At 42.3% G+C, this 21,436-nt stretch carries 18 protein-coding genes; 12 read left to right on the top strand and 6 right to left on the bottom strand.

From position 1 onward, the window contains the following. The first annotated feature begins 48 nt into the window (after positions 1–48). From OO007_RS19130 to OO007_RS19080, 11 genes are all read left to right on the top strand, one after another. Positions 49–1,290 (top strand): arginine deiminase, encoded by a 1,242-nt coding sequence (locus OO007_RS19130; RefSeq protein ID WP_325810024.1) that lies wholly within the window; start codon positions 49–51, stop codon positions 1,288–1,290. A gap of 117 nt (positions 1,291–1,407) precedes the next feature. Next, positions 1,408–2,409 carry an ornithine carbamoyltransferase gene (gene argF / locus OO007_RS19125; protein WP_325810023.1) on the top strand — a complete coding sequence of 334 codons (1,002 nt, stop codon included), beginning with the start codon at positions 1,408–1,410 and terminating at the stop codon, positions 2,407–2,409. Between the two features lie 2 nt (positions 2,410–2,411). Beyond that, a complete protein-coding gene (arcC, locus tag OO007_RS19120; protein ID WP_325810022.1) occupies positions 2,412–3,320 on the top strand; it encodes a carbamate kinase in 909 nt (302 codons plus the stop codon). Between the two features lie 356 nt (positions 3,321–3,676). Continuing rightward, entirely contained in the window at positions 3,677–4,876 is a 1,200-nt protein-coding gene (locus OO007_RS19115; protein ID WP_325810021.1) for an efflux RND transporter periplasmic adaptor subunit, read from the top strand. Between the two features lie 6 nt (positions 4,877–4,882). Next, positions 4,883–8,047: an efflux RND transporter permease subunit gene (locus OO007_RS19110; RefSeq protein WP_325810020.1), complete on the top strand. Its 3,165-nt coding sequence runs from the start codon at positions 4,883–4,885 to the stop codon at positions 8,045–8,047. Between the two features lie 220 nt (positions 8,048–8,267). Continuing rightward, on the top strand, positions 8,268–9,305 hold the full coding sequence (locus OO007_RS19105) for a lipid A deacylase LpxR family protein (protein WP_325810019.1): 1,038 nt from the start codon (positions 8,268–8,270) through the stop codon (positions 9,303–9,305). Between the two features lie 238 nt (positions 9,306–9,543). After that, on the top strand, positions 9,544–11,325 hold the full coding sequence (locus OO007_RS19100; RefSeq protein ID WP_325810018.1) for an acyl-CoA dehydrogenase C-terminal domain-containing protein: 1,782 nt from the start codon (positions 9,544–9,546) through the stop codon (positions 11,323–11,325). Between the two features lie 3 nt (positions 11,326–11,328). Continuing rightward, positions 11,329–11,544, top strand: coding sequence for a DUF1289 domain-containing protein (locus tag OO007_RS19095; protein WP_325810017.1), 216 nt, complete (start codon positions 11,329–11,331; stop codon positions 11,542–11,544). Positions 11,545–11,604: 60 nt separating this feature from the next. Beyond that, on the top strand, positions 11,605–12,366 hold the full coding sequence (locus OO007_RS19090) for an ABC transporter substrate-binding protein (RefSeq protein WP_325810016.1): 762 nt from the start codon (positions 11,605–11,607) through the stop codon (positions 12,364–12,366). 94 nt (positions 12,367–12,460) lie between these two features. After that, on the top strand, positions 12,461–13,048 hold the full coding sequence (locus tag OO007_RS19085) for a cob(I)yrinic acid a,c-diamide adenosyltransferase (RefSeq protein ID WP_131905848.1): 588 nt from the start codon (positions 12,461–12,463) through the stop codon (positions 13,046–13,048). A 47-nt stretch (positions 13,049–13,095) separates the two neighbouring features. Continuing rightward, entirely contained in the window at positions 13,096–13,566 is a 471-nt protein-coding gene (locus OO007_RS19080; RefSeq protein ID WP_325810015.1) for an acyl-CoA thioesterase, read from the top strand. Here the strand turns inward: OO007_RS19080 and OO007_RS19075 are convergent. After that, entirely contained in the window at positions 13,563–14,378 is an 816-nt protein-coding gene (locus tag OO007_RS19075) for an enoyl-CoA hydratase-related protein (RefSeq protein WP_325810014.1), read from the bottom strand. The two genes, OO007_RS19080 and OO007_RS19075, sit on opposite strands and share 4 nt — an antisense overlap. Before the next feature lie 235 nt (positions 14,379–14,613). On the opposite strand from OO007_RS19075, the gene OO007_RS19070 reads away from it, so the two are divergent. Then, positions 14,614–15,945, top strand: a complete 1,332-nt coding sequence (locus tag OO007_RS19070; RefSeq protein ID WP_325810013.1) for an MBL fold metallo-hydrolase — start codon at positions 14,614–14,616, stop codon at positions 15,943–15,945. Positions 15,946–15,955: 10 nt separating this feature from the next. Here the strand turns inward: OO007_RS19070 and OO007_RS19065 are convergent, their stop codons facing one another. The 5 genes from OO007_RS19065 to OO007_RS19045 form a co-directional block, all read right to left on the bottom strand. Then, positions 15,956–16,774, bottom strand: coding sequence for a hypothetical protein (locus OO007_RS19065; protein WP_325810012.1), 819 nt, complete (start codon positions 16,772–16,774; stop codon positions 15,956–15,958). 629 nt (positions 16,775–17,403) lie between these two features. Beyond that, positions 17,404–17,868, bottom strand: coding sequence for a CYTH domain-containing protein (locus OO007_RS19060; protein WP_325810011.1), 465 nt, complete (start codon positions 17,866–17,868; stop codon positions 17,404–17,406). A 145-nt stretch (positions 17,869–18,013) separates the two neighbouring features. After that, positions 18,014–18,718, bottom strand: coding sequence for an SDR family oxidoreductase (locus OO007_RS19055; RefSeq protein WP_325810010.1), 705 nt, complete (start codon positions 18,716–18,718; stop codon positions 18,014–18,016). A 311-nt stretch (positions 18,719–19,029) separates the two neighbouring features. Continuing rightward, entirely contained in the window at positions 19,030–19,821 is a 792-nt protein-coding gene (locus tag OO007_RS19050) for a substrate-binding periplasmic protein (protein WP_325810009.1), read from the bottom strand. Positions 19,822–20,333: 512 nt separating this feature from the next. Next, the gene (locus OO007_RS19045) at positions 20,334–21,428 is read right to left on the bottom strand and encodes a CaiB/BaiF CoA transferase family protein (RefSeq protein ID WP_325810008.1); all 1,095 of its coding nucleotides are present in this window, start codon (positions 21,426–21,428) and stop codon (positions 20,334–20,336) included. Between the last annotated feature and the right edge of the window lie 8 nt (positions 21,429–21,436).

Below are 21,436 nucleotides of genomic sequence, written 5' to 3'. Positions count from 1 at the left end.
TTTCTAACAAGTATTCAAACAAACAAAGGTAAATAAAAGGTAAACAAAATGTCTAATAACATAACAGAAACGCTAGGCGTACATTCCGAAGTTGGAAAGTTACATAAAGTGATTGTTTGTCGACCTGGTTTGGCACACACCCGTGTAACACCGATGAATTGTAATGATCTCCTTTTCGATGATGTCTTTTGGATAGATCAGGCAAAAAAAGACCACGCTGAATTCTGTGATCGAATGACAGAACGCGGGGTAGAAGTACTCGATGTTCATGAGTTACTTGCTGAAGTTCTTTCATTACCGCAGGGACGAGCCTGGGTATTAGATCGACGTATCACCGAAGACCATGTCGGAGTCGGCATGATTGATGAATTACGAGGTTGGCTAAATGAGATGAGTGATGCTGATCTGGCTCAATTTCTCATCGGTGGTATTGCGGTTCACGACCTTCCTTTTAAGCAACATGGCATGTTCGGAAATTATCTGGGTTCAGAAGGGTTTGTGATTCCACCCGTGCCCAATATGATTTTTACCCGTGACAACAGTTGCTGGATTTACAACGGTCTAACCCTCAATCCAATGCATTGGCAGGCACGTCGACAAGAAACCTTGTTGATGGCTGCCATCTATCATTTCCATCCGCTGTTTAAGCTAAACCAGATGAACATCTGGTGGGGCGATCCGGATATCGATCACGGTCCTGCGACTTTGGAAGGCGGCGATGTTATGCCAATCGGTAACGGTGCAGTATTGATTGGAATGGGTGAACGTTCAACGCCACAAGCTGTGGGGCAGGTTGCTAAATCCTTATTTAAATCAGGTGCGGCACAGCGCGTAGTTGCATGTGAAATGCCTAAAGCGCGTTCAGCAATGCATCTGGATACTGTATTTAGTTTATGTGATCACGATATTGCGACCAGCTACATCGAAGTGGCTTCAACCATCAAATGCTATTCCTTACGTCCAGGTGAGGCAAAAGACACGATCGATATTCGTGAAGAGTCAAAATCCTTGTTTGAAGTAGCCGCAGAATGTCTGGATGTTAAAGAACTTCAGATAGTAGCAACCGGTGGTGATAGCTATGAACGCGAACGCGAGCAATGGGATGACGGCAATAATGTATTTGCATTAGAACCGGGTGTAGTCATTGGGTATGAACGCAATACATTTACCAACGATAAATTACGTCAGGCTGGTATTGAAGTGATTACCGTTAAAGGTTCAGAGTTAGGACGTGCCCGTGGTGGCGCGCATTGTATGACTTGTCCTATTCAACGCGATCCGATTTTTTAAGTGATTCTCAAAAATTAACTTACAGGTTGAATTCGCACACTTTATTCCAACTTTTTATTAAAGGAATGAAGTGTGTGAAGGTGATAGATGTTCGAATGCTCGAACAAGGAAATAGAAATGCCATTTAATTTACGCAATAGAAGCTTACTAACCGTTAGAGATTTCAGTCCTACTGAACTCAAATTTTTACTCAAGCTTTCAGCGGATCTAAAGACCGCAAAATATACAGGAACTGAACAACAGCGCTTAAAAGGCAAGAACATTGCGCTTATCTTCGAAAAAAACTCGACACGAACACGTGTAGGGTTTGAAGTTGCGGCTTATGATCAAGGCGCTAATGTCACTTTTCTGGGTCCAACAGGTTCCCATATAGGTCATAAAGAAACGATTAAAGATACCGCGCGAGTGTTAGGCAGAATTTACGACGGTATTGAGTATCGTGGCTTCGGTCAGGACATTGTTGAACAACTCGCTGAATTTTCTGGGGTGCCGGTTTTTAATGGGCTCACCAATGAATATCACCCTACACAGTTTTTGGCTGATGCTTTAACGATGCGCGAACACAGTGAAAAGCCGATGAGCCAAATCAGATACTGTTTTATCGGTGATGCCGAAAATAATATGGGTGATTCCTTACTAATTGGTGGCGCTAAGCTGGGTATGGATGTGCGTTTGTGTGCACCCAAAGCCTGTTGGCCACAAGCAGAAATCATCGACTATGCGCAATCTGTCGCTAATCAAACGGGCGCTAAATTGCTGGTCACCGATAACCCCGATGAGGCGGTGAAAGACTGTGATTTTATTTACACGGACGTTTGGGTGTCAATGGGAGAGCCCGCTGAAAAATGGCAGCAAAGAATTGATTTGTTAAGTCCGTATCAGGTAAACACAGAACTCATGCAAAAAACGGGTAACCCCAATACCAAATTTATGCATTGTTTACCCTCATTTCATAACACCGACACCACAGTCGGTATGGAAATGAAAGAAAAATTCGGTCTCGATAGTATGGAGGTGACAGACGAGGTGTTTGAGTCTGAAGCATCCATTGTTTTTGATCAGGCTGAAAACCGCATGCATACTATAAAAGCCGTTCTAGTATCGATGATGGGAGATTAATTATGTTAATTGTGATCGCACTTGGAGGGAACGCACTACTGAAACGTGGCGAACCTCTGACCATGGAAAACCAGCGCATAAATACCAAAGTTGCTGCTAAAGCCATAGCAGAAGTGATCTCGGCAGGGCATCAGGTCGTGGTCACTCATGGTAATGGGCCTCAAGTTGGTTTGCTGGCGTTGCAAGGTGCTGCATACAAGCCAGATGAAGCTTATCCGCTGGATGTTTTGGGCGCAGAAACGGAAGGCATGATTGGTTATTTGATTGAACAAGAACTTGAGAATGCCTTGCCTTCTGATCGGCAGGTAGCGATGCTTTTGACACAGATCGAAGTGAATCCGGATGATCCGGCTTTCGAGGATCCTAGCAAACCGGTTGGCCCAATCTACACCAAAGAGGAAGCAGAAAAAATAGCGGCAAAAAGAGGTTGGACTATCGCCGCAGATGGTGACAGTTATCGTCGAGTGGTGCCATCGCCAAACCCTGTTTCAATACCCGATATTCCAATCATTGAGTTATTGCTAAAGAATAATGTGGTGGTGATTTGCGCAGGAGGCGGGGGAATTCCCATCGTTCGTGACAAAGAAGGTAAAAGCACCGGTATTGAAGCGGTTATCGATAAAGACAAAGCCAGTGCGTTACTCGCAAAAAAAATCGGTGCAGATATGTTGTTAATGTTAACCGACGTCGATGCGGTCTATGAAAACTTTGGAACAGCAGATCAAAGTCCCATAAAACAGGCGTCAGCAGCTGAAATAAGACTGATGTCGTTGGCAAAGGGATCGATGCAACCCAAGGTGTTGGCTGCATGTGACTTTGCAAGCTCAAGCATCAGTGCGAAAGCGGGTATTGGATCGTTAAAAGATGCGCTGAAAATTATTGGAGGTATCTCAGGGACTTTAATATTTTAATGCACGTGAATTAGTCGCTGATACTGGGTCGCAGATAATGAGATGCATGATGTGTGTTAACACATGCCCAAACCTTACGATAAGTTAATGAACCTGTTCTGATGACAGCTTCGTTACAGTGACTTTCTTAGGTCGTTGTTTCTAAAGAACTTTAAGGCGTTTTAAAAAAACGGCTTATAAGTAGGGGGGTGCCAACCTTATATTTTAAATGAATGAATGATCGTTAAGCGATTTTTTTGCACAGTCAGTGCATAGTTTTATTACAGATATTTAATGAAACATAATACTTTTCTGGGTGTGTGAACTCACGTTGTATTGTACGATTGCTCCCTTTTTGCAAATAAACAATGATTCCAATGTCTACTACAGTTAAACACGGCTATTCAGCTAAGACTCGTATGCACTTTCTCGTGCTTTTCCTTTTTGGTTCACTTTTGCTTTCTGGATGTGGCAGTAGTACCAGTGCAGAAACCAAGGCTCCGGCTGCGGCTCCTCCACCCGCTACGGTTATTGTTGAAGCGGCAAAATTTAAAGACGTCACGGAAGAGAGAACATTTACCGGACGCGTTGAAGCGGTAGATACGGTTCAGATTCGTGCACGTGTGCAAGGCTACCTGAAAAAGAAATCATTTGTTGAAGGTGGTGAAGTCAAAAAAGGGCAGGTACTGTTTGAAATAGAGCGAGACTCTTTTGAAATTACAGTACGTCAGGCAGAGGCAAGTCTTGCCAGTGCCAAAGCCGCATTGACGTTGGCACAACAAACATTTAATCGAAATAACAAACTGGTAAAACAAAGAACGCTGGCTCAAGCATCTCTGGATGACGCGCAATCTGCGCTATTGCAAGCGCAGGCAAACGTTCAAGTCCGCGAAGCCGAACTAAGCAGCGCTAAACTTAATCTGGGTTACACCAGAATTACCGCTCCAATGAATGGCTTGGTCGGTCGTACCACCTACTCAGTAGGTAATCTGGTAGGGCCAGACAGTAATGCTCTTGTTACGCTAGTTGCTCAAGACCCGATGTATGTTTCTTTTCCTGTGCCACAGTGGCTAATGACTGAAATTCGTAAAACGGGACGAAAAACAGACGGCGTATATGTCAGTTTAGAACTGCCTGATGGATCGACTTACGCGCATAAAGGCACCATCAAATTTACAAATGTACAAGGTAATTCAACCACAGATTCGGTGACAGTACGTGCCAGTATTCCTAACCCGGATCGTCTGTTGATTGACCAGCAATTAGTGCAGGTTTCTGTGATTAGAAAACAGCCAGAAAGAAAACTTGTGGTATCACAGGCAGCGCTTTTACTCGACCAGCAAGGCACTTATGTTTTAGCAGTAGACGCTGAAGATAAAGTTGTGATTAAACGCATCACCACAGGTGAACAGCAAGGATCTTTGATTGTCATTGATTCTGGGCTTGAAGAGGGTGACAAGGTCATTATCAGCGGTCATCAGAAGGCCAAGCCGGGTGGAAAAGTCTCCCCGCAAATGGCTGAAGACCAAAGTGGCGCAGTGCCCACTACTGGCAACATTAAAAGCACAAAGGAATAAGCGGTCATGATTTTCGATCTCTTTATACGCAGGCCTCGTCTTGCGATCGTTATTTCGCTGATAATTACGCTAGCGGGTTTGATTTCAATTCTGGTCATTCCAGTATCTCAATACCCGAATATCGCTCCACCTACGGTGAAAGTGACGGCGAATTATTCTGGTGCTGATGCCCTTACGGTGGAAGAGTCTGTCGCTCAACCGCTGGAAAATGCCATTAATGGTGTGACGGGTATGACTTACATGAAGTCTACATCCGCTAATGATGGTTCATATTCCTTGAACGTAACCTTCGATTTGGATACTGATCCGGATATCGATACGGTTAACGTGCAAAACCGAGTGAATCAGGCGGAATCTCGTTTACCTCAGGAAGTGCGCTCGACTGGGGTTACGGTATCTAAGGTTTCAACAGATATGTTGCAAGTCTTTATGTTCCGTTCAACAGATGACAGTCATGACCAATTATTCTTAAGTAATTTTGTCTCTCTGAATGTACTCGATGAGCTCAAACGTGTGCCGGGCGTAGGTGATGCCTCTGTATTTGGTGTACGTGATTACTCCATGCGTATCTGGATTGATCCGCAAAAGCTTGCTGATTTCTCAATGACATCAAGTGACGTGATTGCAGCGATTGAATCGCAAAACTTGCAGGCTGCGGCTGGTAGAATTGGTGCAGCACCACTGAGTTCAGATCAACGTTTGCAGTTAACCATTACGACCAAAGGTCGTCTGAAATCAACGGAAGAGTTTGGCAATGTGATCCTTCGTAGTCAAACCGATGGTTCTCAAGTACGTTTAAAAGACGTAGCAAAAATTGAGCTCTCTGCGGCTAATTTTGACACCGTCGCTACCAACGATGGACGACCAGCAGCGCCAGTGGGTATTTACCTTTCTCCCGGTGCAAATGCGGTTGAAGTGGCATCGGCTGTATCAAAACGTCTGGAAGAACTTCAGGTACGTTTCCCTGATGGTGTCAGTTACGCCTTTATCTACAGCACCGCAGAATTTGTATCTGCGATGATGGAAAGAGTTATCGGCACACTGCTTGAAGCATTTGCTTTGGTTGCCTTGGTTGTGTTTATTTTCCTTGGCCGTTTTAAAGCAACACTGATTCCTTTAATTGCCGTTCCTGTTGCTGTCATAGGAACCTTCGCGGTTCTGTTGGCATTTGGGTATTCGGTCAATACCATCTCCTTACTTGCGCTGGTGTTAGCCATAGGTATCGTTGTTGATGATGCCATACTGGTGGTTGAAAACGTCGAACGTGTTATGGAGGAGAACCCCGAATTGACCTCCGCCGAGGCGACGAGCAAGGCCATGGGAGAAATTGCCGGGCCGATAATCGCGATAACGCTGGTGTTGTTATCGGTGTTTATTCCTGTCGCATTCCTCTCTGGAAGTAGTGGTGTTTTATTCCGTCAGTTTTCGATTACGATTTCTGCGGCAATGGTGATTTCTGCAATCAATGCATTGAGTTTATCGCCTGCATTGTGTGCAGTGTTTTTGAAGCCGGGTCAGCCGCGCGGAATCATGCGTAACATCACAAATGGTATCAATAAAGTCGGAAATGGCTATGCGGCGATCGTTAAGCGTCTGGTTCGTGTTGCCATTTTAGGTGTGGTTATCATTTTTGGTGTTGGCTACGCAAACTTTAGTATTTTCCAATCTACTCCTAGTGGCTTTTTACCTTCAGAGGATAAAGGTTACATCATGGTGATCTTCAATCTGCCTCCGGGTGCATCGCTTAATCGAAGTACGCTTGCAGCGCAGAAAGCAGAAGCAGTCATCAAAAAGGAATCTGCCGTTTCTAGTGTTACCGCGGTTGTTGGTATTGATTTGCTCGGTGGTGGAGCGGCATCAAATGCCGGAGTGTTATTCGTGCGTCTTAAAGATTACGAGGAACGTGAGTCAGCTGACATGCATTCTACAGCAGTGGTAAGACGCTTGTTCGGATCGTTGTCTACGATTCCGGATGGTTTCTTCATTGCACTGAATCCACCAGCTATTCAAGGTGTCGGTCAGGCGGGTGGTTTCGAATTTATACTGGAAGGTCTACAGGGGCAGGAACCTTCGGAAATGGCTGCGACCATGCGCGGCATCGTTGTTGCCGCTAATCAGGCGCCACAATTATCACGAGTATTTTCAACGTATGAAGCGTCTACCCCACAGATTAATCTAGAGATTGATCGTGACAAGGTACAGACTCTGGGTGTGAATCTCTCGGATGTATTTACTGCACTCCAGGCAACACTGGGTGGTTATTACATCAACGATTTTAATATGTTTGGTCGTACCTGGACAGTACGTATGCAGGCTGAAAAGGAATTCAGAACCAGCCCTGAGTCTATCTATGCGATACAGATTAGAAATAGTGCGGGTGAAATGATTCCACTTTCGACGGTTGCACGCGCTACTTTGGGCGTCGGCCCAAGAACAGTGGTTCGTTACAATAACTATCGTGCGATTAGCATTAATGGTAGTGCTGCTGCGGGAGCTGGTGACGGTGAAGCACAGCAGGCGATGGCAGACTTATCTGCAAAAACACTACCGAATGGATATGGTTTTGAATGGACCGGTCAAGCGCTTGAACAACAAAAGTCATCAGGACAGACGTTAATCGTTTTAGGTTTGGCGTTACTTTTCGCCTATTTATTCCTGGTTGCACTGTATGAAAGTTGGAGCGTTCCAATACCGGTATTATTGTCGGTATTAGTGGCGATGCTGGGAGCCATGTTGGCGTTAATGCTAACGAGCTCAACCTTTGTGTTGTATGCGCAAATAGGTATCGTCGTGCTCATAGCACTGGCGGCGAAGAACGCCATTCTGATGATTGAATTCTCATTAGAACGGCGCGCTGAAGGTCAAAGTATCCTTCAATCTGCGGTGACAGGTGCACATCAACGTTTCCGTGCGGTTATGATGACGTCTTTTGCGTTTATTGTGAGTCTTATTCCATTGGTTACCTCTACGGGTCCTGGTGCTGACAGTATGTTCGCGGTAGGTCTGCCGGTTCTTTCTGGAATGCTTGCGGCTTCAACAGTGGGTATCTTCCTGATTCCGATGCTTTACGTAGTATTTCAGCGTATGCGTGAGGGTGATTGGTATCACCGAGGTGGTGAAACTGAAGAACTTCTCGATGCGAAAGAATTGTCGGAAGATAGCGCTAAGTAATCGCGCTAATCAGAAGCAAAAGCATAAAGCCGCAGAGAAATAGACAGCTAAGGCTAGTTGCATCTATTTAAATAATAGAAACGTTTTAAAGTATCAGGCCGCTATATGTTTATCTTTATAAACATATAGCGGCATTAAATGATGAAAAAACTGCCTGAAAGTAGGGGGGTGCCTTAAACCTCTCATTTTTGCTGTTTTGACCCGATAAAAAAGTAAACTCATGAAAAATAGAATATCCCCAAAAATTGCCGCCCTTGTTATTTGTCTGATACCCGTTAGTCAGTCACAGGCAGATACAAACAACAACGACACGAACACCAATAAAACCAAAGAACCTGTTTATTGGAGTGTCCAGTTAGAGAATGATTTATTGTCTGGTGGAGACGACCGTTTTTATACCAGCGGACTTCAGGTAAACCGGACTAAGCGACATTCTCCGCCACAATGGCTGGATAATATTAGTCACAAGCTTCCCTTTTTTATAGACAGTGAAAATAAAGGTGGCGGATATTCATTCGGACAAAAAATATTCACCCCCGAAGATATATCCGTGAGTGAAGTGATCGAAGATGATCGCCCTTATGCTGGCTGGTTATATGGCAGTGCTTCCTTAGGAGCGGTCTACGAGGATAAGGCTAACTACCGTGCCATGAATGCTTATGAATTTACCGTAGGTATTGTTGGGCCATCATCTCAAGCTGGAAATCTACAGGAAGAAATACACCGGATTACTGGCTCAGAAACAGCAGAAGGTTGGGATAATCAGTTGCATGATGAACTCGGATTAATGGCGACTTATGTACGTAAAAGTGAGCACTTCAGAAGCTTGAACAACGGTCTGGAATACTCATGGTCACCCCATCAGGTACTTTCTTTAGGCAATGTTTATACCTATGCAGGCGGCGGAGTCATGTTTCGCTTTGGCGATAACTTAAAAACAGATTTTGGCCCTCCTAATATCAAACCAGGCTTTCCGGGCAGTGCATTCTTTAGTCCGACAAAAAACCGTAACTGGTATTTCTTTGGTGGAGTGGAAGGGCGTGCGGTTGCGCAAAATATATTTCTTGATGGAAATACCTTTAAAGATAGCCATAGCGTGGATAAAGAGAATCTAGTGCTGGATGCTCAGTTAGGATTTTCGTATCAGCACGATAATATGCGTTTTTCTTATAGCCATGTATTGCGCTCAAAGGAATTCGAATCACAAGATAAATACGCCAATTTCGGTTCTCTGAATGTGTCGTATTATTTTGACTGACTGGGTTTGCTTTACTTGCTCCTAATGTTGACATAACTACATATTCTTTCTATGTTTTTATGTTACATTTGTATCTTACGTTTACGTAAACGTAAATTATTTATCTGGGATTTTTTTTGATTACTTGCTAAGCTATATTTCAAACACCATGATGTTATTGAAAGGTTATCGAAATGGTAACGTCATGATAAAGAATCCAATAATAATCTGAATTAAATTCAGAGGAGAGAAAATCTAGATGTCTTATGAAGCACCATTAAAAGAGATGCAGTTCGTATTAAAAGAATTGGCAGATATTAACGCTATAGCACAACACCCAGGGTTTGAAGATGCTACACCAGATATGGTGGAAGCGATCCTGAAAGAAGCAGGTAAGCTGGCTTCACTTGTCATCGAACCATTAAATAATATTGGCGATCAGCAAGGTTCTCGATTAGAGAATGGCGTGGTAGTGAATCCTGATGGGTTCAAAGAAGCGTATCAACAATTTGTAGAAAATGGCTGGCCGGGACTTCATCAGCCGACCGAATTTGATGGTCAGGGTTTACCTTTCTTAATGCAGTCTGCGGTTTCTGAAATGTGGAATGCATCAAACATGGCATTTGCGTTGTGTCCGATGCTAACGGCAGGAGCTATCGAAGCGATTAATGCTCACGGTTCTGACGAGATCAAAAAAACCTACTTACCAAAAATGGTGAGTGGAGAATGGACAGGCACAATGAATCTGACAGAACCTCAGGCAGGTTCTGATCTTTCTGCGGTTCGTACACAAGCGACCAAAGAAGGGGACCATTATTTAATTAAAGGCTCTAAAATATTCATCACATGGGGCGACCATGAGATGACAGACAATATCGCGCACCTTGTGTTGGCGCGTCTGCCAGATGCACCAGAAGGTGTAAAAGGTATTTCATTGTTTATCGTACCTAAATACCTGATCAATGAAGACGGAAGCCTGGGCGAACGTAATGATGCAAAAGCAGTATCACTTGAGCACAAGCTAGGTATTCACGCGAGCCCGACCTGTGTCATGAGCTTTGGCGATGAAACAGGTGCAGTTGGTTATTTAATCGGTGAAGAAAACAATGGTCTATCTTGCATGTTCACGATGATGAATCACGCAAGATTAGAAGTGGGTATGGAAGGCGTTGGCTTATCTGAAGGCGCTTACCAACACGCACTGGCGTATGCAAAAGATAGAACTCAAGGTTATAGCCCGGGTTCTGAAGGTCGAGTATCAATTATTCATCATGCTGATGTACGTCGTATGCTAATGCAAATGAAGGCATTCACTGAAGCAGGGCGCGCCTTGGCTTACGTGGCTGCTGGTGCACATGACCACGCTTACCAATCGACAGATGAGAAAGTAGCTGATTTTCAACGTCGCCGCATGGATTTACTCACACCTATCGTTAAAGCATGGTGTACTGAAGTTGCTCAGGAAGTGACGTCATTAGGAGTTCAAGTTCACGGTGGTATGGGCTTCATCGAAGAAACTGGCGCTGCACAATATATGCGTGATGCGCGAATCATTACCATTTATGAAGGCACAACCGGTATTCAGGCGGGTGACTTAATCGGTCGTAAAGTGCTCAGAGACAAAGGCGCTACAGTGTCAGAATTGATTGCAGAATTGAATGAGTTCGAGACGACGCTTAAAGCACAATCGGGTGATGACTTTGCCATTATGTCGACACAGTTTTCTGCGGCATTGAAAGCTGTTACAGAGTCAACGAAGTGGGTATTAGAAAAAGGCATGGAAACACCGCATAGCGCAGGTGCTGCTTCGGTTAATTACTTGATGCTAATGGGTACTGCTTTAGGTGGCTGGTTGATGGCGAAAAGTGCATTGGCGGCGCAACGTGAAATCGATGCGGGCTCAACGGATGAATTCTTCAAAACGAAGATTCTGACGGCACGTTTCTATGCAGAACATATCTTGCCACGCAGCGAGGCTTACGCCACTACCGTACAATCGGGCGCAGGTGCGATCATGGATTTATCCATCGAAAACTTCTGATAGATGAGCGAATCAAATCAACAGGCTAGCGCTGAAAAAGGCGCTTTTCAGACTGCGGTACAGTCTCCTTGTATTAATATTTGTGATTTAGATGACGATAGCATCTGCGTTGGTTGCTATCGTGCTATTGAGGAAATTGCAGGATGGGGTATGTTGGATAACGCTGAAAAACGCGACGTTCTCGAACTTGCTAAAAAACGTCGGGAAGCTACCGAATAAACAGTGTTAAATTCGCCAGAAAATCGACAGCAGAGCTTTCCCATTTCGGTGATAGACCAAATGGGAGAGACATGCACCTTGGCTGCCAGGCCGATTCGTATTGTTTCTTTAGTGCCTTCACAAACTGAATTACTGTTTGATTTAGGGCTGGATGCGGAAGTCGTCGGAATCACTAAATTCTGCACTGATCCTGAAGATAAAGTAAAAAATGTGAAAAAGGTGGGGGGCACTAAAAAGTTTAATTTTGATGTCATTGCCGAACTTAAACCCGACCTTATTATCGGTAATAAAGAAGAAAACTACGAAGACGGAATCAATCAGCTGAAACAGGATTACCCTGTCTGGATGAGCGATATCGTCACGTTGGATGATGCCTTAGACATGATTCGGCAAATCGGGGTGTTAGTGGGTGCCGAAACCAAAGCCAAGAATATGGCTGATACTATCCATAATGACATGAGTCATCTAGGTAAAGGTTTAAACAAAACAGCCGCTTACTTTATCTGGCAAAAACCCTATATGGTCGCGGGTAGCGATACCTTTATTGATGAAATGATGAAGTGTTGTGGCTTGCAAAATATCTTCGTCAATCAAGATCGATATCCAGAAACGGAAATAGATATTCTGCAACAACAAAAGCCCGATGTGGTGATGCTATCCACCGAGCCTTATCCGTTTAAAGAATCACATGTTGAAGCATTGCAGAAAATATTACCCGATTCAAAAGTGATTTTAGTCGATGCAATGTACTTCTCTTGGTACGGTAGTCGATTATTAGGAACAGCAGATTACCTGCGTTCTCTGAAAAACAAGCTAGAATAACTACAAGAAGATGTAAAAAGCTGTAACAAGTAGCCTGTCTATACAGGTAAAAGAACAGGCAAAAAAACAGGAAGAGACAAGCGAGTAAATAAATATGGGAAATAGAATATCAAAAGTTTATACCCGCACGGGTGACAAAGGTAGAACGGGCATTGCCGGAAATATTCGTCTGGATAAAGACGATTTACTAATACAAGCGATAGGAGAGGTCGACGAACTCAATTCTGAAATTGGGGTAATCGTGGCTTTTTCTTTTGATTCTGAAATCAACGCTGAGCTACAAGGCATACAGCACGATTTATTCAATATTGGCGGCATGTTTGCCTATCCAGAATTCGATGGTTTTACGGTATCCCGTGTTGATGATCTGGAAGCGTCTATCGATAAATACAACGGTGAATTACAACCACTCAAAGAGTTTATTTTGCCAGGTGGAAATAAAGAAGCAGCTCTCGCCTTAAAAGCACGCGCAGTTTGTCGCAGAGTTGAGCGCGGTCTGGTTACCTTAATGCACTTTTATGCAAAGAATGATGTCGACTTTGAAAATGCCAGTGAATTTCAAATCATCGGTGCTATTCGTTATATCAATCGACTCTCGGATTTATTGTTTACCATGGGACGTGTTTTGAATAGCCGCAGCAATACCGATGAAATCATGTGGGCGAGCCACCGCACCACTTAAAGCCAAAAAGTTCTAAGTTTCATACAATAAAAAGAGGCCGATTTTACATGGGAGAAGAAACCAAACACCTTGAAGATTATCGTCAGATGGAACGATCTGACTTTAATTACTTCTTTGAAATGCCAACCCGTTGGGGAGATTTAGACGCGTTTGGGCATGTTAATAATACCCTGTATGCGCGTTATTACGAGTCAGCCAGACTCGGCTATTTTGAATCATTAATGGATATGCGTTTTGACCCTGAACTATCTTCGGGTGTAATACACGCAGACATGAAGATCGCGTATATCAAACAGTTACATTATCCCTCTGATATCGAAGTTGGCTGTCGAATTAGTCGCATGGGAAATAGCAGTCTGGATTTAGATGCCGCTATTTTTCTTAGAGGCACCGACACCTTAATTAGTACTTCAAGAGCAATTCTGGTCTGGTTTGATTACAAAGCCAATGTGAATAAACCCATTCCAGAAGAAAACCGAAAAATGATTATCGATTACGAGCGAATTACACCCGCTTAAGAACCGCTAAATTTAGGCTTTCGTTTCGCCAGAAATGCATCAACCGCTTCATGGTGGTCATTAGTGTGATGGCACATTGCCTGAACATTAGCGCAGTTTTCCAGAAATTCGGGCAACTCTTGTTGTTGCGCGTGTTTCAGTAAACGTTTGGTGTGTCGAATCGTTAAGGGAGGTTTAGAGGCAATGGAGCCAGCCAGTTCCATTGTTCTATCTAAGAGATTATCGGCCTCGACAACATCGAGTAATAAGCCAAGCTCTTTAGCTTCTTGTGCCGCAACCAGACGACCCGTAAAGGTTAATTCAGCGGCTTTTTGATAACCGATGAGTCGCTGTAAAAACCAGGCACCACCATCGCCGGGAATAATACCCAGGTTGATAAAGGTTTCACCAAATAGCGCATTCGTAGAACCAATACGGAAATCGCACATACAGCTAAGATCCATACCTGCGCCAATGGCAGCCCCATTAACCGCAGCAATAATAGGAATTTCAGCTTTATGAATAGCTAAAGGAATGCGTTGAATATTTTGTCGGTATTGCTTTTGGATATCATCAACAGAACCACCAAACATGCCGGTTTTATCCTGCATTTCTTTAATGTTTCCACCGGCACTAAATGACTTACCAGAACCCGTAATAATGAGTACAGACACATCACTATTCGCATTTGCCCAGGCAACGGTATTCACAATGTCATCTACCAGCGTGGTGCCCGTTAGCGCATTACGGACATCGTCACGTTCAAAGGTGAGCGTGGCAATACGGTCTTTTAAAGTGAGAGTAGAATCGATTGTTTTGGCGAGTGCGGACATACGTAAAACCTTGGCTTTGCTTGAGTAATAAAGAGGAATATTTGATTTTGAATTTTACCATAATTAACGTAATAAAAGAGTTGGAACAGCGTTTTAAAGGCACTAAAAAAACTTCCGTATACACGCTAAGTCATAGTGTCGCTTTAGCAAGCGAGCTATGTCTAAGCTTTGGCATACATGAGTTGTCCATTTCTGAAAAACGAAATGGCAATCTCATGGTAAGTAGGGTGGTGGCATGCTAGAAGCCGTTGTAGCGATATTTGTCCACGAGAATGATATTTACAGTATCAGACGTCAAAATTACCTCAAAGCATTTCCCGGATACATAGCCTTTCCTGGTGGCAAGGTCGATCCGGAAGATTACGAATTCGATTTCCAACATCCTTTGATTGAAGAGTATCCCGCGCATGAAATGGGCGCATTATTCCGCGAAATAGATGAAGAGCTAGGTTACTCCATCGAAACAGCGATGAGTCAGAATAACGTCACCGAAGTTTCTAAGCTAGGCACCGCTGTCACTCCACCTTTTGAAAAGTTTCGTTTCAACGCGCATTACTACAAAGTCGTGTTAACAGAAAAACCCGAGTTAGCAGCTGATGATGGCGAAATCGCTTGGGCAGGTTGGCTGCCACATTCCGAACTGAATGAAAAATACCACTCGGGTGAAAGCCTGATGGTCGTGCCCACGGTAAGAACCATCGAACACCTGTGTGAAGATATCACCACTCAGGAAATTCCAAAGCTAAATCTGGAATATGATGTAGAACAAGAATTACCCTATGTCGAATTATTAAAAGGCGTGGGATATATACCCGTGCCATCAAATACCTTACCTCCGGCGCATACCACCAATAGTTTGTTATTAGGTGAAGAAGGCAGTCTAACGTTGATTACCGATCCTTCTCCTGAATCCGATGAGGTTCTAACCAAGCTCATCAATACCCTGCAAGATCTCAACGTAGAAGCCATTCTGCTAACACATCACCACCCCGATCATCACGAAAGAGCACCACAACTCGCGCGTCATTTAAAACTTCCCATTTTGTGTTCGAAAATCACCCAGCAACGCTTATTAAACAGATATGGAAAAGACTATTTAGACGGCATCGAAATCAAAACGATTTCACAAGATGACAAAATAACAACATGGTTAGGCAAAGACGTGATTTGCCACGAACTCCCCGGACACGATGACGGCATGGTCGGTTTAGCCACCGATGATATGTCATGGTTTTATGTCAGTGATCTAGTCGAGCCATTCACCACAGTCGTAATCCCTGAGCCAGAAGGGGACATGAAAGTGTATTTTGATACCTTGCAACGGGTGATAGATTTGAATCCCAAAGTGATCATTCCCTCACACGGAATTCCCATGGGAGGAATTCATTTGCTAGAGCAAACGCTGGAGCATCGTATTGAACGAGAACAGCAGATTATCAATCTGGTGAATGGCGGTTTAGATGAAGATGGGATTGTTGATAAATTGTATGGCGGATTGGATAAGCGTTTGCTGCCGTTAGCTCATCAGAATGTCAGGCAGCATTTGAGGAAGATTGGCTTGGAATAGCATTTTATTTTTACTCCGTATGTAAATTACTTATGCAATCGAAAATTTCATTTTCAGTGTAACCTTGACTTTTATATGTCGACATAATTTTAGATTTACTGAAGCCTTTTTTTAGGCTTTTCGCTATTAGCTGTTCTAAACTTAAATCCCATGGAGGGTTATTTTCTTCTATGAGTTCTCTAATTTTTTCCATATTAGTTTGATTTGTTTTAGGTATAGTCAGATATGATTTAGAATTATTTGCGTTACGTATATTACTTTCTAGTCTTTGCATTGATAACTTTAAACCTTTTATTTCATCAATAATAAACTCTTCACCTGAAACTTCTTTTTTATCTAGTTTGGCTACTTTAAATTCACCAAAGTGTTTTAAGAAAGTTGTATGATTTGGATCTTCTTTAGATTTTTTTATAGTTGCTTTGATTTTTTCTGAAAGTTTGCTTTTAAAATCTACAATACTAGAAAATCTTAAATCTCTTGGGTATTCAATATGTTCGATGGATGATGTGTCGAAGGAATAACTAGTTTTATCATCTTTTACAATAATCGTAGGTTTATCAAAGGCAAGTCGCATACCTAATTCAAACATAACATTCGCATTTTTTGAGCTTACATCACATACAACTATTGGATTTTCATATAAATTTTGAATTATTCTTTTATGAATTAATCCTACGTCATCAGCATTACTAACAAGGTTGGCCTCAAAACCAGCATTATCAATAGAGTCTGATAAAACATCTAATACCTCAGCCCAGTGTGTTTCTGAACACCCATCAATGCTAGAAATTGGCATTATGATTCCGCACACTTCTTTTTTTTCTGACATATATAAATCCTATATTGTCTAATAGTCTATATAAGAACTATTTAGTTCTCTTAATAATATATGAATAATAAGCTATTTTTATCATGACAGAAATTAATTTTGATAAAAATTGATTCTTAAATGTATTGGTGAGACTTAATTCGCTAGAGCGAAAAAGTGCTTCAAAGTAGGGGGGTGACCTAAGAATAAATTAATAAACAGAAGATCAATCTAGCGACCTGATTCCCTTAGAAAGCAACGAGCATCGCAGTAAATAATGGATCAGGATGAAGGTTGTTTGAGTGAGGTACGAGCGAGTTTCCTTCATTCCCATTATTTGCGAGAAGCGCAGTGAACCCGTTAGGGTGCTTTATCGGGACGACTTTTTTTGGTTCGTTTTTTTGTTCGCACAAAAAAATGCACACGTAGCTAGTTGCCCAAATAGTTACGAGGAGAGAAGCATCAAAAGCTACGTAACCATTACTACTAAACTCAGGTCGTGCACTAATAATAAAGCTTCTAAGCTAAGAAAAATCCCACTCAAATCTAAATAAAAAAGTGCTTCAAAGTAGGGGGGGTGACTTAATAATTTATTTAAAAAACAGAAGATCAATCTATCGACCTATATATCTAATAGCCTCGTAATATTCTCACCATTGGCTATAAGGATTACTCAACAATGAAACATTAAAATATTTCGGGTCTCCTGTAACCTCTTCAACAATCCATTTAGGTAGAGATACACTTTCAGATTCAGACTGAACCTCAACCTCGGCAACCACTAATCCCTCATTCTGACCGTGAAAGATATCGATTTCCCACGTGTGATTGTCATGAATAATTTCATATCTGGTTTTCTCGACAACGCCTCCACTACATAGCTCCTTGATAATATTCGTCGCATCATCTACCGGGATTTGATATTCAAATTCTGAGCGCGTGAAACCAGTAACCTTTCCTTTTAATGTAAGAAAGGCTTCATCACCTTTGATTCTTGCTCTTACCACGGTTTTATCATTGGTGCCGATAAAGCCTTGTGATATCAGCTTTCCATCAGGCAGATCACCTATGAGCTCAAGATCTATCAAAAACTTCCTTTCTATTTCTTTAGCCATGATTTTCTTTACCTGGGAAAGAGGACGAATACTTTTTATATTTTATATTTTATTTTCAGATCAAAGTAAATTTAAAAAGTGCCCCAAAGTAGGGGGTGACTTAAGATAAATCATCCCCCTGTATTGATTGAATCTACTGAATTGATTAAGAAAGTAGCAAGCCACCATCAACATCAATCGTCGTTCCAGTAACAAAATCATTCTGAATCGCGAAGATTATGCCTTGAGCCACTTCTTCTGGTTTTCCTGCTCTTGGGATGAGGTTTTTTGCGGTGAGTTTATTGTAATGTGCTTCACGCGCTTCACCTTCAAGTGCCACCATTGGCGTATCAATTAATCCTGGAGAAACGGTATTAATACGCTTTGGCTTAATTTCTTTTGCAACACCACGTACAAAAGCTTCAACCGCGCCACCGACCGATGAAATGGCGATTTGTCCCGGGTTGCAATAACGCGCAGGTGTGCCACTGACTAATACGATTGCACCGGAATCAGAGAGGTGTTCTAAACCATAACGAACCACATTGGTATAACCCCAGAGTTTCGCGAATGACGCTTGGTAACCATCCATATCCATTTCGGCGAATGGGCCAATTGCACGTCCGCCACCGGTGGCTGCACTGACTAAAATATCGATAGGGCCGCATTCTGCAAATAATGCTTGAACGGCTTCTTTGTCGAGTACATCACATTTCTTTACGCTAGTGTTCGCAGGTAGTTCTGTGACTTTATCCGGGTTACGGCCAACGGCAATAACCTCCGCGCCCAAGTCAGATAGCTGTTGTACTGTGGCTAAACCGATACCCGATGTGCCGCCGAATACGAGCGCTTTTTTGCCTTTTACTTCCATTGTTAATTTACCTTTATAGAATAAATGTTTTATTGGGTTTTTGATTGTAGTACATATTGATGAAAGTGGTTGAAGCGATGAGATTCAGATAGCTCGAAATAAACAATTTGGTCGAACGAATGTGTTAGTGCCATTCAGTGTTTATTAGAGTAATAGATTAAAAATGTGCCCCCGCAAAGCATAAATTTTATTTACGTTTTCAAACAACAAAAACCTAATATCAATTCAAAGGTGGGGGTGGCTTTATTTATTTTAGATTTTCTGTTGTTTATATTTGAGCGATGAAAATAGCGTGGAGTTGATTGCTTTAATTAATGAATATCGTAATTATATTGGATTTCATCAAATCTTTTTTCATGCTCCATATCCGCAAGTACTTTTGTGATTTTATTAAACATACCTATTTTCTCTGAGATTATTGAAGAATTGGAAAAGAGCACATAAACGGGTCTGGCGGGTTCAAAATAGAGTGGTAATAGGAGGATTTCTTTTGAAGCGCCTAATTCTTTCAGAAGATATCGTGTTGAGAAGTTTGGAGCTAACAAAGCGTCGATCCTTCCTGCAAGGAGTTTCCTGACAGATTGTTCATAGGTTGCTGTTTCTTCGATGGAAAATTGGCCTTCTTCAATCGCTTTTTCTAACTTCTTATTTAAAGTAACTCCTCTAACTTTTCCTATCACTTTTCCGTTAAGGTCACTGATCTCATTAATTGAAGAGAGGTGTTCTTTTTTGACAAAGACTCCAGTTCTTAACCATGCTATCGGGATATCAACATAAGTTGCAAATTGTTCTCGTTCATTATTTTTGTATAAGCCAATGGCACCATCTACTTTACCATTTTGCAGATATTGCAGGAGTCGTTCATGGGGATATGGTTCAAGGTCTATGTCGATACCGCTACGTAAAATTACTTCTTTGATGATATCAATATATACGCCCACATATTCCCCATTTTCTTTCCATTTGCGGGGGTAGGTTTCAGTATCGCCAAATCCAAACTTAAGCGGTTGGGCATAAGCCGTGTGAAGTGAAATAAAACTACTACACATGATCATTGCTAAAGAGCTCATCATTTTGAATCTAACTTTTTGGCTTATGTTCATAGGTGCTATTTATTGATAGATTCTTTTGGATGGGAAGGTGATTGAAGGTAATGAATTATTAAGTAGAGAAATTGACTGTTTTTTAGCGGGATGTTTGGAAAATTCACGATTATTTTCTGTGAATTTCTTTGATCAACAATGTCATTTCTACGGTTTAAGGATCATTTGTTTTTGTTAAGCCTTGTGTTGCTTCAATTCTGGTGATTTTTTAGGTTGTGTAGCATACAAGATTTTTGCTGTTTTTTATAGATTTAAATAGTAATTATAAAAGAGCCTAGTTCTGCATAAATTCTAGTTACGTTTTTAAAAAAAAACAAAATGAGCCGAGATTTAACGAGACAAAAGCATTGTTTTTAATGCTTACCCGTAGGGAAGGCGAAACAGCATAAATATGATTCCGCAAAGCAGAGATTCCTTTGGTCATTTCAAACAACAAAATGAAAAGTCACTTAAAAGTAGGGGGGTGGATAAAGAGCTATTTTCTGTTTGGCTAATTGTTAATAATTTTAACGTTAGTAAACCCAGTTAATATCATCCACATTGTCTATTAGGGTGAGGGCATCTGCTGTTTCTACTGCCTGACCATCTACCCACGCTGCAAATTGTGGATTAGCATCTTTCAAATTATTCCGCGAAATAACCTGCGGGTGCTTAGCCACTTCATCAGCCAATAAAATAGGTTCGTAGCAGCAATCCACATTTTCAAAAAGAACATTCCAGTGAGACAGTGTTTCGCTTTTAAACATATCGCTTAGGGATTGAATCAGTGATGTTTGCGGTAAAGCATCGGTTTGTCGATCAATCCATTCTGGTTTGGAGACAGCCTCACAAAACGCCACCCAGAACTTTGCTTCTATCGGCCCTAAGGCGATAAAGCGTCCATCAGCCGTTTGATAGATATTGTAATAAGCCGCGCCACCATTTAATAACAACGTTTCGCGTTGTGGGTTCTCGTTATTCGCACTCTCATAAAAGTTTAAGTATTGCCAGGCCAGGGCCGATTCATACAAGCTGATATCAATGAAAGCGCCTTGATGAGTATGCGTGCGACTCAATAGCGCTGCCAGTATCGTATTAGCCGCTTGCATTGCCCCTGCATGGTCTGCAATGGGTGGGAATGACATAACGGGTCGTTCGCGAGTCCCTGAATTGCTCAATGCGCCACTGACTGCGCAGTAGGTCAGGTCATGTCCGGCTCTCTGTTCGTAAGGACCGTTTTGTCCAAAGCCTGAAAGGGCACAATGAATCAGTGTTGGATTGATCTTATCTAAGGATGCCCGATCAAACCCTAAACGAGCCATTACTCCGGGACGAAAAGATTCGAGTAGTACATCGGCATCTTTAATCAGTTTTCTCAGCGATTCTTTTCCGGATGCTTGTTTCAGGTCTATATTAACAATGCGTTTGCCACGATTGAGATGTTGGTAGATGGGAGAGTAGTCAGATTTTTTATTTGAATCTGATATGAAGTGTCGCATCGGATCACCCGCTGGTGGTTCCACTTTGATGACATTAGCGCCAAGATCGGCAAGTTGCCTGGTCGCGTAGGGACCAGGTATATATTGTGAGAGATCGAGTATTTTATATTGAGAAAGAAAAGTGTTCATATTCTCAA

The sequence above is a fragment of the Cocleimonas sp. KMM 6892 genome (genome assembly GCF_035798195.1).
In the GTDB taxonomy this organism is placed as follows: Bacteria; Pseudomonadota; Gammaproteobacteria; order Thiotrichales; family Thiotrichaceae; genus Cocleimonas; species Cocleimonas flava.
The sequence above is the reverse complement of the archived record's forward strand: the minus strand, read 5'-3'. Positions and strand labels throughout refer to the sequence as shown.